Origin of the sequence: Xanthocytophaga agilis, from assembly GCF_030068605.1 — a bacterium.
GTDB lineage: Bacteria > Bacteroidota > Bacteroidia > Cytophagales > 172606-1 > Xanthocytophaga > Xanthocytophaga agilis.
Genome location: NZ_JASJOU010000003.1, coordinates 344737 through 363683, shown reverse-complemented (window position 1 = coordinate 363683; position 18947 = coordinate 344737). Strand labels below are relative to the sequence as shown.

Sequence of the window (18947 nt, the reverse complement as noted above, 5' to 3'; positions counted from 1 at the left end):
TCAGAAACCCTATTTTTTGACTGATTCTGATAGCTTTAAAAAATCTCGCAGCAATCTGATTAGAAAAGCCTCTGATACCCCTGTAAGGCTGTTATTTTTACAATATTAGTTATGGATGTATAATTCTTTTTAATATGAACAGTAGAGAAGAGTGATGTATTGAAAAAGTGTCATACAGACAAGTTACAGTCCTATTGTAAGATTATCAGGAGTTTTACTATGATTATTACTAAAAAATTGACAATAGATAAATTTTAAACTTAAACTTCATTACACACATGTACCTGCTAGGTTACGATATTGGGAGTTCTTTTATTAAGGCGTCTATCATAGATATTGAAACAGGAAAACTGGTTGCTGCGGCTTCTGCACCTTCTGCAGAGATGCCTATGATTGCCCATAAGCCGGGTTGGGCAGAACAAGAGCCTGCTATGTGGTGGGAAAATGCCAAAGATGCTACCCGACAATTGGCTCAGAAAGCTAATCTGAAAGATGTAAAAGCCATTGGGATTTCCTATCAGATGCATGGACTGGTAGCAGTTGATAAAAATTATGAAGTTCTGAGACCATCCATTATCTGGTGTGACAGCCGGGCTGTTGAGATTGGAGATACTGCTTTTGCTCAATTAGGCAAAGAGAATGCATTAACCCATTTATTCAATTCTCCTGGTAACTTTACAGCTTCCAAGTTGCGTTGGGTGCAGCAAAATGAGCCTCAGATATATGAGCGAATACACAAATTTATGCTCCCGGGAGATTATCTGGCACTATGTCTGACAGGTGAAGCAACTACCACTGCTTCTGGTTTATCAGAAGGAATCTTGTGGGATTTCCAAAACGAAAGACCTGCAGATCTGTTGCTTGATCTATATGGCATTTCACCCAGTCTGATCCCCACAATTGTTCCAACTTTTGCACCTCAGGGATATGTGACATCAAAAATAGCTGACGAGTTGGGTTTTACAGTTGGAATTCCTGTTTCATATAGAGCAGGAGATCAACCTAACAATGCATTTTCACTAAACGTACTGGAACCGGGAGAAGTAGCTGCCACAGCGGGTACGTCCGGAGTAGTCTATGGAATTACAGATCTAAAGGAGTATGATTCTGCCTCTCGTGTGAACTCTTTCTTACATGTAAATCATACTCTACAACTACCCAGATATGGGACACTACTTTGTATAAATGGAACAGGTATCTTAAATAGCTGGTTGCGTAAAAATACTGCCAGTGGACTTACCTATGATCAGATCAATCAATTGGCAGCTTCCGTTCCCGTAGGTAGTGATGGATTAGTAACATTACCATTTGGAAATGGAGCTGAACGTGTACTGGAGAATAAACTGGTAGGAGCTTCTGTACAGAATCTTAACTTTAATAATCATACACAGGCTCATTTGTTGCGTTCTGCTCAGGAAGGAATTGTATTTGCTTTGAATTATGGTGTAGATGTAATGAAAACACTGGGCGTAGAACCTCGTATTGTTCGGGCTGGAGATGCAAATATGTTCTTAAGTCCTCTGTTTGGAGAAGCTTTCTCTACCATTACTGGTGCTGTTGTTGAACTATACAATACAGATGGAGCCCAAGGGGCTGCACGGGCTGCGGGAGTAGGCGCTGGGATTTACAAGAGTTATAGAGAGGCTTGTCAGAGTCTGAAAACTACCCGTATTATAGAGCCCAATGTTGCTTTAAAAGATGCCTATGAACAGGCATATCTCCAATGGTTGAAAGCTTTGGAACGTATGTTGCACTAATACTAAAGAGAGAAAAACAAAAAGCTCTCTGATATTGATGTCAGAGAGCCTTTTTGTTTGTAAGAACCTATTATTTATTGGTAGTCTTCTTGTCTTTTTTCTCTTTCTTCCCCTTAGGGGCAGAAGATTCTTTTTCAGGATTACCTGAAGTTTCAGAGGCTGCAGGTGCACTCAGTTGAGACTCTGCAGCAGGTTTTACTACTTCACCTTTAGTATCAAGTTCAACTACTTCATATCCTAGTTTTTCCAGTCCGGTTTTAATACGTTCTTTATCGCCAACCACCAGTATATTCATCTTAGCAGGATTGACATACTGTTTTGCCAACGCATTGATATCTGATTGATTGATACCTGCCAATATTTTGCTTTGCTCTTCTACATACGATGGCTTTAAATTATATTGTACGATTCGATTCAGGAAACGTGCTTTCTGAATTCCTGTCTCATATTGTAATGCATCGCGTTGTCCGATAGAGCTTTTTAAGAATGTTAATTCACTTTCTGTGATTCCAGTATTTGAATAGTTGGTAATTTCTTTCATTACTTCTGCTACTGCACTGTCAGAAGCTGCTGCTTTAACACCAGAGCTAAATGTAAATCTCCCTCCATTTTCATCAGAATCAAAAGAGGTCCGTGCACCATATGTCCATCCTTTATCTTCACGCAGATTCAGATTGACACGGCTGTTAAATGCACCTCCTAAGGGATAGTTCATCAAAGTAGCTTTGTAAAAATCACCTGTTGGATTATAAGTAAGATCTGTTACATATCCAACACGGATTTCCGATTGTGCTGCTTTCGGAATATCTACCAGGAAAAGCTTTGTTTTTTCAATAGGCGCAGCTTTGGTCAGAGTCGGCAACTTCACCTCTTTGGCTTCCCACTGATTCAAAAATGCCAGTTTGGGCTCAACTTCTGCCTGGTTAATATCCCCAACTACTACCAGATTGGTAACTGATGGTGAGAAGTTAGCTTTATAGAAATCTTTTACATCCTCTAATGTGATGGTACCTACTGTTTCAGCAGTTCCATATACAGGAATTGCTTTGATGTGTTTTGATCCATATAAGGTTTTATTATACACATCATTTGCTACTGCCTGCGGTTGGGTTGATTGTACTTTGATACTCTCCAATTGTTGTTTTTTTAAGCGATCAAAGTCATCCTGGTTGAATTTAGGATGATAGAGTTTTTCCTGAAGTAAGGCTAATGTCTTATCAAGGTTTTTCTTTAATGTTTCAACATAGATAGTAGTACCTTCTTCGCCCGCTCCAAAAGAAATAAAACTTCCCAGTTTATCCAGTTCACTGGCAATTTCTTCTGATGTATACTTCTCAGTATCTTCATTGAGCATAGAAGCAGTAAGAGAAGCAACCCCGGCTTTGGAAAGATTATTAGCTGAAAGCTGATGTCCTCCTTTGATATTGAACAGTAATGTTACTGTTGGGATTTCGTCATTCTGTGTTCCAATAATCTTTAAACCATTGTTTAGTTGTTTTTGCCATACAGGGGGAACCTTTACAATAGGGTTAGCTCCTGAACCTGGCTTTTGGCCACGATCAAATGTGTCTTTGGCTTTTTTATAGGTAAGGCCTGTGTATCCATAATCAGGTGCTTTGTATCCTTCTTTTGAGATAGTGTAATTATCGACAGCTGCTACGATATCCGCTTTGCCTTTAGGATAAGCACTCAATATTACAGCTGCTTTCCCTTTAATATATTTGTTATATGCCTGTATTACAGATTCTTTTGTTACAGACCGGTAATTTTTTAATTCTACTCCAATGTAATTGGGATTTCCTTTAAATGTTTGATAGGATGCCAGTTGTGAAACTTTTCCTGATACACTGTTAAGACCATTAATTGTTTGTGATTCATTTTTAGCAATAAAGCGGGCAATATCATCATCTGTTACACCGCGCTTTTCAAATTCTGCCAATGATTCTCGTATGGTTTTCTCCATATCCTGCAGCGTTTGATTAGGATAGGGGATAACTGTGAGTGTAAACTCACCTGATAGCTCACTGGCTGAGTTTACAGCTGAGCTTTGAACTGCTTTCTGTGCTTTTTCAAAGTTTTTATAGAAAATAGAATTTTTACCCTGTCCCAAAATTTCAGCCAGACAATCCAATGATGCTTCTTCTGTGCTGTATCTTGCGGGAACTGGGAAAATCATTCGTAACATTGGTAATTTGATATAGTTGTCTTCATAAGACGTATATCTGTCCTGGGTCAATGCTGGAATAGGTAATTTGAGGTTTTTTACTTCTGGGCCACGAGGAATAGAACCAAAGTACTTTTCAACCAGTTTAACAACATCCTTAGTAGTTACATCGCCTCCAACTGTCACAGTAGCATTGTTAGGGCCATACCAGCGTAGAAAGAAGTTTTTAAGGTCGTTTACATTTACACGATCTAAGTCCTCTACATATCCGATGGTAAGCCATGAATAAGGATGGCCATAAGGATACAATGCTTTAGATGTATATTCATACGTAAGTCCATAAGGACGGTTATCGTAATTTTGGCCCCTTTCATTTTTTACAGTAGCCCGCTGAATCTCGAATTTTTTCTGAGTGACTGCATCCAACAGAAAACCCATCCGATCTGCTTCCAACCATAAGGCTGTTTCGAGTTTATTGCTGGGAAGGGTTTCAAAGTAGTTGGTGCGATCCCGGTTGGTTGTTCCATTCAAGGTACCACCTGATTCTGTTACCACTTTAAAGTGTTCTTCATCTGCCACATGGTCAGATCCCTGAAACATCATGTGTTCAAAAAAGTGTGCAAAGCCTGACTTCCCAATCTCCTCACGTGCCGAACCTACATGGTAGGTAACATCTACATGCACAATCGGATCTGAGTGATCTTCGTGTACAACAAGTGTTAAACCATTTGGTAATACATATTTTTCATATGGGATTACAATCTCACCTGGTTTTTTACTGACTTTCTCGATGAGTTTTGATTGGCCGAATATAGGTGGTGTAGTTACCAGTAAGCAGAATAATCCTGCCAGAATATGGCGTTTCTTCATAATAAAGTGGTTTTAAGTAAAAGATAAAGTATTGTTTTCAAATATATATAAGTGAAACTGTATTTTTATAATTAAACCAATGTTTACACTATCAGTTTACCACTTATTCCTAAAATATGCCTTTGAGATGTTCCAGAGAGTTATTTCGGCTTATTGAATACAAAAAAAAGTGAATTTTCTTCTTTAATGAAAAGAAAGTTGATGAAAGGTAGGTAAGTTCAACTCTATTTTTAGACTAGTTTTTTTGACTTCTAAATAGTGTTATTTATTGGGTGCCAAAGGTAAAAGACAATCAACAATGTGTTTTTATTTAACAAAAAGGAGAATAGATATGATTATAGAAGTTTTTTAACAAAAATGGATTTATAATTTGGAAATATAAAATTCATATGTAATATTTGTCTATAGAATTACTAGACAAATCAATTCCCACCAAATTGATTTTATCAGAGTAGGTTCCCAAACCAGCCAATAATTAATTGGATGATAAAATTTTAATATAATGGTTATGAAAAAGGATTCACGTCATGCGCAATTCTTATCCGGGAGTTTGACAGTATTTTTCCAGATACCTTGTTGCTGTTGTACCTGTTTGTAATCTAATCAGGAGTACTATTCTTTTCCTGACATATCGTTTAGCCTTCTTCGTCTGGCCCTGTGTCAGAAAAATTACCTGTTCCATATACCGCTTATATGGCTAGAGGAAGCACTTTGTCTTCTAAATCGAGTTTTGGTGGAATTCTTTAGAAGATAGGTGCTTTCCATAGCCGCCAACTGATACAAAATTATGAAATCCTCTAAAGTTTTCTCTATCATTTTTGTCCTGTTTTTTTTAGGACAAATCGTCATCGCGCAGGACGCCGCTAAAAATAAAGTTGTGATCACAGGAGTTCGTTTTGCTTATCCATTAGTTGAAAAGTGGATCAAGCAATATCAGCAGACTAATCCCAGTTCACAAATTATAATAGAGGCGAGAACAACTACAGACCCTTCCCAATATGATGTGTTAATTGAAGCCTATGAACCCGAAGCATCTGTCAAAGAGAGTCGGGAATATGTTTATATTGCGCGATATGCATTACTACCATTTGCCAATGCAAGTTCTGCTTTTGCAAAAAACTATTCAGACAAGGGCCTAACCACTGAATTAATCAAACAGTTTTATTTTAATGATATTTATGCAGACAAAAAGAATGAGAAAAAGGTAGAGATACCTTATACGATCTATACTCGTTTGCAAAAAGCAGGAGCTCCTGTTACGTTTGCCCGCTACTTTGGATTTGAACAAGCAAACATCAAAGGTAAAGCTATCGCTGGTGCAGATGAGCATCTGGTAAAGGCTTTATTAAAAGACTCAACAGGAGTTTCTTATAGTACGCCAGGTTTACTTTTCAATCTTCAGACCCGCAAACCAATTGATGGCATAACTGTATTGCCAGTAGATATCGATGGTAACAAACGTGTGAGTGCTGATGAGAAATTCTATGACAATCTGGATATTGTGTTACAAAAACTGGAAGCAGCTGAATTAAAAAATGTTCCGATTGAGTATATCCACCTGTCTGTCCTGAAAAACAATACAAATCCTGAAGCTGTAAAATTCCTGAAATGGGTGTTTGAGCATGGACAGGATAACCTACATGAGTTTGGGTTTCTGAAACCAGATGCCAAACGTTTTCAGCAGGAAAAAGATCACCTTCAACAACTAGGTCTCAACTAACCCCTCTATTTAACATACCTAAATACGATTTCATGAAAAAACATCTACTAGTCGTAGCATTCCTTATGCTAGCGATAGGGACCGCTTTTGCCCAAAATATAAAAGGAGTCATCAAAGATGAAGGTGGTCAGCCATTACCTGGTGCCAGTGTTGTAATTAAAGGAACGAAAGAATATGTGGTTTCAACAGCTGATGGCCAGTTCAGTATAAAAGCGCAAAAAGAATTTCCTTTTACACTAACAGTAACATTGGTTGGTTTTAAAACGCAGGATGTTGAGGTGTATGAACTTTCCGAAGAAGCACTCGAAGTGAATTTGAAAACAGACAATATACTGGATGAGGTAGTTGTCATTGGCTATGGAGAGCAAAAACGAAAAGACATTACAGGTTCTATTTCGTCTGTGCCTACAGAAATTAAAACACAGCCTGTAGTTTCTGTAGAGCGACTTTTACAAGGATCTGTAGCTGGGGCCATAGTAACGCAGACATCAGGACAACCAGGTGGTGGGGTAAGTGTGCAAATTCGGGGAAACAACTCTATCACAGCAGGAAGTGATCCATTGTATGTAATTGATGGTTTTCCAATCAATAATGATTACTCTCTTACCGACGCAGGCGTTACGGATGGTTCAAAAATTAACCCACTTTCTTCTATCAATACAACCGATATTGAATCTATTGATGTATTGAAAGATGCTTCTGCAACAGCTATTTATGGTTCGCGTGGTGCCAATGGAGTTGTGATTATTACCACAAAAACAGGCTCGAAAGATAAATCATCTATTAATTATGATGGATATTATGGTGTACAAGAAGTCATCCGGACTATTCCTTTATTAAATGCAGGACAATGGTGGTCATTGCGGAAGGATGCAGCTGCTAATTCTGGAAAAACAGTTTCATTACCTTCAACAATTGGGTATTCGTTAGATACTACGGGTGATGGAACAGATTGGCAGGCAGCAGCTTTTCGGAAAGCTATCATTCAGAGCCATAGCTTATCTATTTTATCTGGCTCAGAGAAAACTCGTCTGGCAGTTTCTGGTAATTACCTAAAGCAGGATGGAATTTTGCAGAATACAGATTTTACACGATTATCAGCAAGAATCAATCTGGATCATGAATATAGCAAGAAATTTAGAATCTTTGGTAGCATTACAGCTTCTAATACAAAGGCTCAGGTGGCACCTGCTGCTATTGTGGGTAATCTGCTGTTAACTCCGCCTTCCTTACCTGTTTATAAAGATGATGGAACATTTGTAATAAATAGTCCATTTGAGTCTGCATTACAGAACCCAATTAACTCACTATATAATCAGTTGAATGAAACACGTACCAACCGGTTTTTAGGGAGCTTATCTGGTGAGTATACTATTCTCGAAGGACTAAAAGCGAAAGTACTGGTTGGGGCTGATGTAGTTGATAATAAACAAAACAGATATTTGCCTAGCTCCACCGCAGAAGGCCAAAGTTTACAGGGATTGGCTACAGTGGGAACAATGTTTACTTCAAGCTGGCTGAACGAGAACACATTAAGCTATGATAAACAAATAGGCACCCGTAACAGAGTTAGTGCTATCGTAGGTTTTACCGCACAGCAATCTGATTCCAAAGGCGCTGTAGCTGAAGCTGCAGGATTTGCAACTGATGCATTTGAGTACAACAACCTGGGAACTGGAATTACTAACCGTACACCTCGTTCGTCTGCTAATAAATGGTCACTGGCTTCTTATCTGGGTCGTATCAATTATGTATTGGATGAAAAATATCTGGCTACATTTACCTTACGTGCTGATGGATCATCTCGTTTTGGTGAAGGAAACAAATGGGGATATTTCCCTTCTGCTGCTTTGGGATGGAATGTGAGTAGTGAAAGCTTTATGCGTCAGTTCCCAAAAGTTAGTCTTTTAAAAGTAAGAGGTAGCGCAGGGATAACAGGTAATCAAAGTATTCCGCCTTACCAGTCACTTTCTCAACTTAGCTATTTCCGGTATAGCTTCTCAAATACTACTGTTTCCGGTTATGCTCCGGCAACCGTTCCGAATCCAAACTTAGGATGGGAAAAGACATTTCAGGTGGACTTTGGGATTGATCTAGGTTTGTTCAATAACCGGATTAATATCACTGCTGACTATTATTACAAAAAGACAACAGATTTATTATTGAGTCGTACGGTTCCAGGTACTTCTGGTCTATCAGATTTCTATAACGGACAGGCTTCAACTATTTACCAAAATATTGGTGCTGTATCTAATAAAGGCTTTGAGTTGTATATCAATTCTCAGAATCTAACCGGTGATCTGAAATGGAATACAATATTTATATACTCTAAAAATAGCAACAAAATTCTAAGTCTGGGTGATGGTGTTAATCAAATTATCCCGGTTATTTCTTCTCCTTCTATTGCCAAAGTAGGATATCCTTTAGGTTCATTCATTGTATATAAGACAGATGGTATTATTCAGGAAGGAGATGTTGCTCTAACTCCTCAGGCAAACAAAAATCCTGGTGGGCAGAAATACAAAGATATCAATGGAGATGGAGCCATTACACAGGCGGGAGATCGTATTGTAATTGCGAATCAGCCTGGTTTTGTAGCGGGCCTTACTAATACATTTTCTTACAAAGGATTTGATCTGGCTGTATTCTTCCAGGCTTCTATTGGTGGTAAGCTGTACAATGCCAACCGTGCCAATCTGGAGTTGGGTACTGGTTATACAAACGGTTCAACAGTGTTGCTGGATCGCTGGACCCCAACAAATACCAATACGGATGTAAAAGCTGCTTATCAAGATCCGGCAATTACTATTTCTGATCGGTTTATCGAAGATGCTACCTATTATCGTCTGAAAAATATCTCATTTGGATACACTTTGCCTAAGACTCTATTGTCTAAAGCAAAGATTCAGAATCTTAGAATTTATGTGTCTGCACAGAATGCCTTTACATGGACTAATTATACAGGTTATGATCCGGAGGTTAGTTTGAATGGACAAAGCCTGATCAACAAAGGGGTAGATTCTGGAGTGTATCCTAATAACAAATCCTATCAGATCGGACTATCCTTATCACTTTGATCTGGCTGAATAATCTTATTCATGTAAAATAAAATTGAATTGACTCATGAGACTTATCATATATACCACTCTCACACTATTATTATTGATTACAGGAGCCTGCAAGGATTTTTTGTCAGAAGATCCTGAATCCTTGATTTCTGAGGATCAATATTACAAAACCCAGGCAGATGCGATTAATGGGATTAATGCTGTATACTTTCTTCTTAACTCAGGTGGAAGTAGCATTCAGACACCCTATAATACATTATTTAACACTGGAATGAATATGGCAGGAGATGATGAAGATCCAGGTCCGGGTGCTACCAATCCGGATGTTCGTTCGCTGGCGGTATTGGCTCATTCATCTACTAACCTGAGGATTTACGAAATCTGGCAACAACATTATGCTGCTATAAAGAAAGCAAACGTTGCACTGGATAAAATTCCTTCAATCGATTTTGATGCTGCGCTGAAGAGCCGTTTGTTGGGTGAAGCTAAATTTTTGAGAGCTTTGTATTACTTCAATCTGGTTCGGTTGTATGGAGATGTACCATTGATTACTGAATACCAAAAGTATGTAAATGCTGCTGATTATGCTATTGCCAAGTCACCATCTACAGAAGTATATGCACAGATTGAAAGGGATTTGCAAGAAGCCGCTGAAGTGCTACCAGCGTCTTATACAGCTCCGGATGTAGGAAGAGCCACACAAGGAGCTGCCAAAGCGTTGCTGGCTAAAGTATATCTCACTAAAGCATCACTACCACTTAATATAACAGCACATTATGCAGATGCTGTAGCCAAAGCTGAAGAGGTGTTATCTGCTACAGATGGAGGAACAGGAAATTATGGCTATGATCTGTTTGCAAACTATGCAGATGTCTTTTTGCCTGCTACTAAAAATGGAAAAGAACATATCTTTTCTGCTCAGTTTAAGTCTAATGCTCAGGGACAAGGGAACAACGAAAATCCACGTACTATTCTGAGCGGGGTGCCAGGACTGTCGGGCAACTATGCCCATATGGTTCGTTATTATACCAATGGCGATGATAAGTATTTCAGTATTTATAAGTTGTATAAACCCAATGATAAACGCAGAAATGCAACGTTTGTAACCTACTTTACAAGCCCTTCCAATGGAAGAAAATATGCATTACCTCTTGCAAATACAGCGGTTCCTAATGATTCAACCCCATTTTATCATAAGATGTGGGATCCTAATTCAACATCTGTAACCAGTGAGTCTGCAGCTAATGTTGCTATCATTCGTTATGCAGAGCTTTTGCTGATCCATGCGGAAGCAGAGAATGAAGCTAATGGTCCTACTGCAAAAGCTTACAAATCTCTGAACAGAGTACGGAACAGGGCTGGTCTTGCTAATCTGACAGAAGGCTTAACTAAGGATCAGTTTCGTGATTCCTTGTATCTGGATCGCCGATTGGAAGTAGTGTTTGAATATCAGCGCTGGTTCGATCTGATTCGTCAGAAAGATGGAGCTGGAAACAGCACTTTTGTATCCAACTTACACAAAGTAGGAAAGACAAATGCAACAGATAAACATCGGCTTTATCCAATTCCGCAATCAGAAATTGATAACAATGCGTTGCTGGAACAAAATGAACTGTGGAAATAGAATAATATAACTATATACATAACAAGAAGCTATAATTCATAACCGGGAAAACTACCTAGTAAGAAATGTTACTTTCCCGGTTATCAAAACCTCTTCAGTTTATTCGAAACAAGTTGATAGAGGTTGTGAATCCCATATATATCAAAGGAGGTGCCACCAGCTTCCGTTTAAACCCTTAAACCGGAAATTCCTATGATCGCTTCTCTACCTGCTTCCAGGTATGTTATAGTACTCTTGTTTGGTATTATAACAGCATCTTTTAGTACCAATACCTTTGCCCAATATGATCCTGTACAGCCTTATAAAGGTAAAACAGGGAGAAACCTTGTTGAGACACAACAATGGTGGCCTGACAAAAAGAAAGCACCCGAAGGTGCTCCTAATGTGGTTTGGATACTTCTGGATGATGTGGGTTTTGGAGCTGTCAGCACATTTGGTGGATTGATCCGCACGCCAAACCTGGATTCGCTGGCAAATAATGGCCTTCGATATACTAACTTTCACACTACAGCCATTTGTTCCCCTACTCGTGCAGCCCTGTTAACAGGGCGTAATTCCCACTCTGTACATATGGGTCTATTCCCTAATACTGCTATTGGGACTCCAGGGTATGATGGGTATATGCCTTTTGAAAAAGCTACTATTGCTGAGATTTTACGTGAAAACGGCTACAATACCTATGCAGTGGGCAAATGGCATTTTACACCAATATCAGATGCAACAGTGGCAGGACCATTTAACCGCTGGCCAACAGGAAGAGGCTTTGATCATTATTACGGATTTTTAGGTGGCTCGACTGATCAGTGGCATCCTGTCTTATGGGAAGATACTCGCAAAGTAGAGCCTGAAACAGATGGCAAACATTTTACAACCCGTATAGCTGACAAAGCCATTCAATATATTGCAGAACAAAAATCTGTTAAAGCCGACAAACCATTTTTCCTCTACTTCGCTCCAGGTGCCGGGCATGCACCACATCATGTTGCCAAAGAATGGAGGGACCAGTATAAAGGTAAATTTGATCAGGGATGGGATAGTTATCGTGAAGCTGTATTTAAACGGCAGCAATCACTGGGATTATTACCTAAGAATGCCGTCCTTCCTCCACGTCAGACGGGGGTAAAAGCATGGGAAACCCTGACTGCTGATGAGAAGAAAGTATTTGCTCGTTTTATGGAGGTGTATGCTGGATTTTTATCCTACACTGATTATGAGATTGGGCGTATTGTATCTTATCTCAGACAAAACGACCTGTTGAACAACACCTTAATCGTGTTAATGATTGGAGACAATGGTGGAAGCAAGGAAGGAACTTATACAGGAACAATCGGCTTTGCCGATAAATCCCAAGGTGAAGATATTAGTTTTCTACTAAGTCAGTACGATAAGATTGGAACTGAATATACGGCTCCTAATTATCCTTTGGGATGGTCTCAGGCAACCAATACACCGTTTCGTTACTGGAAAAGTGATGTGAATGCAGAAGGGGCTAGTCATAATCCGTTAATTCTGTATTATCCCAATCGTATAAAAGAAAAAGGGCTTCGTACGCAGTATAGCCACGTAGTAGATATACTTCCTACTACAATAGAACTGACAGGCATAAAAATTCCTGATTTTATTAACGGTTACCAGCAAAGGCCTATTCAGGGTATCAGTCTGGTTTATTCTATTGCCGATGCCAAAGCTGTCACCAGACATACCATTCAGTATTATGAACTGCATGGAGGACGATCTATCTACAAGGATGGCTGGAAAGCTTCTGTATATCATCCCCGCAATATGTTTGGCGAAGCAAAGGTCACAGACATAAACTTTAATCCTCCTGATTTCAGTCAGGATCGTTGGGAACTCTATAATCTGAATGAAGACTGGACAGAAACTAAAGATCTGGCAGCCAGTAATCCACAGAAGCTGGAAGAACTGAAAGCTTTGTTTGACAGGGAGGCAGAAGTAAATAAAGTATATCCTCTCCGAAATTTTAAGGAAGGTGTTGTTGCCCCAGAGGTTCATGCCAAAACTGTCATCTATCAGGGTACTACCACAAAAACACGGGTACCTGTTGGGAAAGGTAGTATCAGCATCATATCTGCAATTGAACTGCCAAAACAAAATGCAGAAGGAGTCATTTTTGCCAATGGAGGGCTGCAGGGAGGAACAAGTTTATACATTCTGAATGGAAAGCTCCACTACACACTTACTGATGGGATCAAAGAAGTTACACTGACTTCTACAACGCCATTGGTAGCTGGCAAAAATACAATCAGGATAGACTTTACAAATACATCTGCTGTTGTATTGTCTGTGAATAATCAGCATGCTGCCGAACAATCAATAGTTTCTAAAACGAAATACCTCGCTTCTATAGCTTCTGAAGGTATTAGTGTAGGAAAAGACCTCAATGCACCTGTCAGCAAAGTGTATCCGGGACCTTATCCTTTTACCGGAATAGTATCAAAGATTGTCATCGAGCAAAAAGTAGAACCTACAAACTAAAGAGAGATTCATAAAAAAATATTTACTATCAATCATTTATTATCAGTTACCTGACACATGATAACATCAAAAGACATTCAAATTCTTCTTAAAAAGATTGGGGTTAGTATCCTGGTCTTTGCTGTTCCTCTAACTATAATCGGGGGAGGCATTTTTCTTCTTACTCTATTTTTAAACCATTAAACACATAGTCATGTCTCTAGATCACTCCTTAGCTAAAAAGATTACACGTGATGCACTGATTAGCCTCTGCTTATATGCATTGCCTGTCTTTGCACTGATTTTTTATTATGCGTTTACAGGCGAAAGACCCTGGGAAAATCCGGTAAAAGATTATGCACAGGTAAGTGCTCCTGCTTTTCTAAAGTTTCTGGAACCTGTTTTTCGCAACCTGAAATCATGGGGATTGATAGCTATTGCTTTGGGATTAGGTGTGTTGGAGTTTGTTGCAGGTTTATATGATAATAAATGGACTCCAACCGAGCGGAAAATTGACATTGTGTGTTTTCTGGTACCAAAACTTTTGCTTCCTTCCATAACCGGATTTTTTAGTCTGAAACTGCTTCCATTAGTGTTGCCAGGTGCTGCTAACGCATTCTCATGGGTTCCGTTTTGGGGTGGTTTTTTTGTGATAGCTGTAGCCGATGACCTGACTCAGTACTGGTATCACAGACTGCATCATCAGCTTCCGTTTTTATGGCGTTTTCATCGTACACACCATTCAGCTCCTTATATGGGAATGGCAATGAATAGCCGTCAGAATTTTATTTATACTGTGTTTTTTTCACAGATTTATTTGACTGCAACACTGGTATATCTGGGACTAGGCTATCAGGCATTGTTTGTAACTGTCCTTAAATCATTGATTACCTTGTCCGCTCATTCCAGTATCCCGTGGGATAAGCCTTTCTACAAATACAGAATCCTGCATCCTATAGCCTGGGTATTGGAAAGACTGATCTCTACACCAGCAACTCATCATGCACACCATGCCGATACAGCAGATGACGGAATTGGATACTACAAAGGGAATTTTGGTAATATGTTTTTCTTGTGGGATGTGATTTTTAAGACAGGCATTATCACCCGTCAGTATCCTACTTCCTATGGGATTAAGTTCTATAAGGAAGAAGAGTGGTATGCACAGTTCCTATGGCCGATTTTTAAATCCAAAAAAGAAGGAAGTGAACTTTCTGCTAATGGACCTGAAGTAGGAGATGATCCTGCCCTGGTAGATGAAACTCAGTTAAAGCCAGAATTAGCAACAGCTAAGTTAACAACCGCATAATTGAGCCGCTGGCTACCGACAACATTCTTTACCAGAATGAGGTCGGTAGCTTTTCTTGTTTTCCTAACCTTCAGAAACCGCCATTGAGGTAAATCTCATATATAAATAGGATGATAATGGCACTCAATAGATTTAAAAGTCGAATGAAACGAGATTTGTATGCCGGCTCACTGCTAATGGGCTCTCTGCTGAGCTTATGTTTTGTCATAACGGCATTTTCTATTTTTCAGGATACTCAAGGTTCGCATCAAATCGATCCAAAAACCAAAACAGAGGTTTTGCAAGTATTGGATCAGTACCTGGAAACTTTTAATGCAAAGGATCTGAAAGCATGGGAGAGTACGTATCAGTTTCCTCACTATCGTCTGGCTAGTGGAAAAATGTCTGTATTGGAAAATGCGGGACTTCGCGATTCTGTACAAGTATTTGGTACACTCCAGAAGCAGGGATGGCATCACAGTATCTGGAATCACCGGAATATTGTACATGCCTCAGAAGACAAAGTGCATGTAGACACACAGTTTACCCGCTATCGGGCAGATGGGAGCAAAATAGGAAGTTATGAGTCACTCTATGTTCTGACAAAAGAAAACGGTCGTTGGGGAGTAAAGCTCCGATCTAGTTATGCCGAATAGATATGTAAAAACAAACCACAATGAAACATCTCTATACCTATATTACATTCAGTATACTCCTTGTATTGTATGTATCCGCCTATGGAACAGGAGTAAGTAAGCCTAAGCCGGCAAAACCCAATATTGTGTTGATTCTGGTTGACGATATGGGGTTTTCAGATATTGGAGCCTATGGTTCGGAAATTCCTACACCAAACCTGGATAAGCTGGCCAACAATGGAGTACGCTTTACACAGTTTTACAATACATCCCGTTGCTGTCCAACACGTGCTGCATTGCAATCCGGAGTGTATCCGCACCAGGCAGGAGTAGGTAGCATGAATGGTAACCTGGGTACACCTGCTTATCAGGGATATTTGAATAAAAATGTCATCACCATTGCCGAGGGATTAAAGACGCAAGGATATACAACTCTCATGTCTGGAAAATGGCACATAGGAAATACTCCAGAACAATGGCCGGGGGCCCGAGGATATGATAAGTATTTTGCTCTGATAGGAGGAACCAGCCATCAGTTTTATCCTCATCCCTACAAGCTGGCTGAACTAAACTTTTTTGTAAAGAATGGTCAGAAGCTGGAATCATATACTACAGATAAGAAACCAGACTCCTATTACCTGACAGATGAATTTACAGATCAGGCTTTGGGATTTTTGGACGAAACAAAAAATACCAACAAACCTTTTTTTCTTTTCACAGCTTACAATGCGCCTCACTTTCCTATACAGGCACGCAAGGAAGATATTGAAAAGTATAAAGGCAAATATATGCAGGGATGGGATGTAGTCCGCACAGAACGTTATAAACGTTTAGTGAATATGGGAGTTATTCGTCCGGAATGGAAATTGTCTCCCAGAGACACCCTGATTCCCGGATGGGACCAACTCCGCCAGACAGAAAAAGAAGCATGGGATCTGAAAATGGCTGTATATGCCGCTATGATAGATCGGCTAGACTATAATATTGGTCGTATTCTGACTAAGTTAACTGAACTTGGAGTAGACAAGAATACCTATATATTCTTTCTTTCTGACAATGGTGCCAGTCATGAATATGCTTTTTCAGCAAAGTCACAGACTCCGGAGGCGGCTTCGCTAGTAAAACCTCTGACAGCAGATAATCCGCAATCATATGTTTCCTATGAATATAACTGGGCGAATGTAAGCAATACACCTTTCCGTTCTTTCAAACACTGGGAGCATGAAGGTGGTATCAGTACACCTTTTATTGCCTATGCTCCAGGAAAAATTCAGGCGGGAGGATTGGTACCTGCACCAGCTCATGTGATAGATATTCAGCCTACCATCTTTGATCTGGCTGGAGTAAAGTATCCACAGACTTATAAAGGTAACACGCTGATCAGTCAGGAAGGAATATCTTTCAAATTAGCCCTGGATGGCAAGGAGTGGAAAGGAAATGATATCATATTCTGGGAGCATCAAGGCAATCGGGCCGTGCGTCAGGGGGACTGGAAGATTGTTTCGTTTTACCCTGAGAATAAGTGGGAGCTATACAATATAAAGGAAGACAGAACAGAATTACACAATCTTGCATCTTCTAATCCCGCTAAACTACAGGAGCTGATAAACTTATACAATGCATGGGCCAGGCGTGCAGGAGTAGTAGAATGGGATACGCTGGTGAAGAAGACGCCATAAGCCAGTGCTGTCTTATATACAATCCATAGTATACAAAACAAACCACGATGAAACCTTTTCTTATACATTATCCTCTTTCTGTGAAAGAGGTATACTTGTTTCTGATCATCAGTCTTGTTCTCTCTGCTTGTACAAGTGGTAAACGGAGTAACTATTCTGATGAAAAGCAACCCAACATTGTCTTTCTTTTTGCAGATGACTTTGGAAATAATGTCCCTTCTGTCAATGGTAATAAATGGGTAAGCACTCCGCATATTGATGCCATTGCCAAAGGAGGCGTTCGCTTCAGACAAAACTATGTAACGGCTCCAATCTGTTGTGCTTCCCGTGCAGGATTGCTTACAGGACGGTATCAACAACGTTTTGGCTCCGAAAATCACCTGCATTATCCTTATAACTCTGCTTATGCAGGAGATGGTGGACTGGACTATCTGAAAAAGTTGGGTATTGATTCGCTGGATGTAAAGACACAGGGTATCCCGGAAAGTGAATTAAATATAGCCCAGATCCTGAAGCAGAACGGCTATACTACAGGTATTATTGGAAAATGGCATGCCGGATTTTATGATGGCTATCGTCCGCATCAAAGAGGATTTGATTATAGCTGGGGTTGGTATGGAGGATCTTCTTTGTACTATACTGACTCATCAGATGTGAACTTTGTGACATTTAAGGATGAAAACGGACTATATCATCATTATCCTTCTTCAACAGGAAAATATCAGTGGCAAAGAGACCCTATTGCTACAGGAATATTCCGTAATGGCAAACTGGTTGATGAAAAAGAATACCAGACCTTTGCCATTGCTCGTGAAGCTGAAGCTTTTCTGGAAAAGAACAAAGACAAACCCTTTTTTCTGTATGTGCCTTTTGGGGCTATTCATACACCACTACAGGCTGTAACAAAAGATTATAAACAGTTAAATAAGATTCGTGATCCGCAACAAAAGGTGTTGCTGGCAATGGTACTTGGACTGGATGAGGCTGTAGGACGTATTACACAAAAACTCAAAGAACTTGGTCTGGAAGAAAATACCATTGTAGTATTCTCCGGTGACAATGGTTCTACGTATCACAGTCTCAAACCTGGAGAAAAGGGTGAAGGAAAAACAGTGTATGATGGAACATATGAAAATCTGAATCTGCCCTTCAAAGGAGGAAAGCTCACACATTATGAAGGCGGTATTCGTACTCCTCTTTTTATTAAATGGCCTGGCAAGATCGAACCGGGTAGTGTATACGAACATCCGGTTTCTACCCTGGATCTGCTACCTACCTTTGTTGCAGCAACAAAGACAAAGTTGCCTGCTAACCGGAAATACGATGGAGTAGACTTATGGCCATTTATTTCAGGAGATAATCCTGAAAGTCCGCATCCTGTCTTATTCTGGCGCAATGGATTTGTAAAGACCATTCGTAAGGGGGACTATAAGCTATTGGAAAATGACAGAGACAAAACTGTTTTTCTATATGATCTGAAAAAAGATCCTTGTGAACAAACCGATCTGGCTACACAGCTTCCTGCTGTGGTCAATGAATTGCGTCATGATTTTGCCCAATGGGAAAAAGAACTTTCCCCTCCTCGGTGGAAAAGTCCGAAGGTTACTGAAATACTGGTAGATGGCAAGTTAGTTTCCTTTCAACCTTAACCTATTGTATATCCTTAC

Annotated in this window: 10 protein-coding genes; 9 read left to right on the top strand and 1 reads right to left on the bottom strand. The window is 39.7% G+C overall.

Features of this window, described 5'->3' with window-relative positions:
- Window positions 1-278 precede the first annotated feature (278 nt).
- Window positions 279-1757, top strand: coding sequence for a xylulokinase (locus QNI22_RS11870; protein WP_314510847.1), 1479 nt, complete (start codon window positions 279-281; stop codon window positions 1755-1757).
- A 70-nt stretch (window positions 1758-1827) separates the two neighbouring features.
- Here QNI22_RS11870 and QNI22_RS11865 read toward each other — a convergent pair whose 3' ends face one another.
- On the bottom strand, window positions 1828-4791 hold the full coding sequence (locus QNI22_RS11865; protein WP_314510846.1) for a M16 family metallopeptidase: 2964 nt from the start codon (window positions 4789-4791) through the stop codon (window positions 1828-1830).
- Between the two features lie 787 nt (window positions 4792-5578).
- Between QNI22_RS11865 and QNI22_RS11860 the strand changes: the two genes are divergently transcribed.
- The 8 genes from QNI22_RS11860 to QNI22_RS11825 all read left to right on the top strand — a co-directional run bounded on the left by QNI22_RS11860 (window position 5579) and on the right by QNI22_RS11825 (window position 18929).
- Window positions 5579-6511, top strand: coding sequence for a hypothetical protein (locus tag QNI22_RS11860; RefSeq protein ID WP_314510845.1), 933 nt, complete (start codon window positions 5579-5581; stop codon window positions 6509-6511).
- A gap of 32 nt (window positions 6512-6543) precedes the next feature.
- On the top strand, window positions 6544-9588 hold the full coding sequence (locus QNI22_RS11855; RefSeq protein WP_314510844.1) for a SusC/RagA family TonB-linked outer membrane protein: 3045 nt from the start codon (window positions 6544-6546) through the stop codon (window positions 9586-9588).
- 46 nt (window positions 9589-9634) lie between these two features.
- Window positions 9635-11203, top strand: a complete 1569-nt coding sequence (locus tag QNI22_RS11850; RefSeq protein WP_314510843.1) for a RagB/SusD family nutrient uptake outer membrane protein — start codon at window positions 9635-9637, stop codon at window positions 11201-11203.
- Window positions 11204-11395: 192 nt separating this feature from the next.
- Complete coding sequence (locus QNI22_RS11845; RefSeq protein ID WP_314510842.1) at window positions 11396-13699, top strand: arylsulfatase; 2304 nt, start codon at window positions 11396-11398, stop codon at window positions 13697-13699.
- Between the two features lie 193 nt (window positions 13700-13892).
- On the top strand, window positions 13893-14987 hold the full coding sequence (locus tag QNI22_RS11840; RefSeq protein ID WP_314510841.1) for a sterol desaturase family protein: 1095 nt from the start codon (window positions 13893-13895) through the stop codon (window positions 14985-14987).
- Window positions 14988-15130: 143 nt separating this feature from the next.
- Window positions 15131-15622 carry a hypothetical protein gene (locus tag QNI22_RS11835; RefSeq protein ID WP_314510840.1) on the top strand — a complete coding sequence of 164 codons (492 nt, stop codon included), beginning with the start codon at window positions 15131-15133 and terminating at the stop codon, window positions 15620-15622.
- A 20-nt stretch (window positions 15623-15642) separates the two neighbouring features.
- Complete coding sequence (locus QNI22_RS11830; protein ID WP_314510839.1) at window positions 15643-17280, top strand: arylsulfatase; 1638 nt, start codon at window positions 15643-15645, stop codon at window positions 17278-17280.
- 47 nt (window positions 17281-17327) lie between these two features.
- Window positions 17328-18929 carry a sulfatase-like hydrolase/transferase gene (locus tag QNI22_RS11825; RefSeq protein WP_314510838.1) on the top strand — a complete coding sequence of 534 codons (1602 nt, stop codon included), beginning with the start codon at window positions 17328-17330 and terminating at the stop codon, window positions 18927-18929.
- Window positions 18930-18947 lie beyond the last annotated feature (18 nt).

Coding starts and splice junctions, on each gene's coding strand:
- QNI22_RS11870 (WP_314510847.1), top strand. CDS start 279: ATGTACCTGCTAGGTTACGATATTGGGAGTTCTTTTATTAAGGCGTCT.
- QNI22_RS11865 (WP_314510846.1), bottom strand. CDS start 4,791: ATGAAGAAACGCCATATTCTGGCAGGATTATTCTGCTTACTGGTAACT.
- QNI22_RS11860 (WP_314510845.1), top strand. CDS start 5,579: ATGAAATCCTCTAAAGTTTTCTCTATCATTTTTGTCCTGTTTTTTTTA.
- QNI22_RS11855 (WP_314510844.1), top strand. CDS start 6,544: ATGAAAAAACATCTACTAGTCGTAGCATTCCTTATGCTAGCGATAGGG.
- QNI22_RS11850 (WP_314510843.1), top strand. CDS start 9,635: ATGAGACTTATCATATATACCACTCTCACACTATTATTATTGATTACA.
- QNI22_RS11845 (WP_314510842.1), top strand. CDS start 11,396: ATGATCGCTTCTCTACCTGCTTCCAGGTATGTTATAGTACTCTTGTTT.
- QNI22_RS11840 (WP_314510841.1), top strand. CDS start 13,893: ATGTCTCTAGATCACTCCTTAGCTAAAAAGATTACACGTGATGCACTG.
- QNI22_RS11835 (WP_314510840.1), top strand. CDS start 15,131: ATGAAACGAGATTTGTATGCCGGCTCACTGCTAATGGGCTCTCTGCTG.
- QNI22_RS11830 (WP_314510839.1), top strand. CDS start 15,643: ATGAAACATCTCTATACCTATATTACATTCAGTATACTCCTTGTATTG.
- QNI22_RS11825 (WP_314510838.1), top strand. CDS start 17,328: ATGAAACCTTTTCTTATACATTATCCTCTTTCTGTGAAAGAGGTATAC.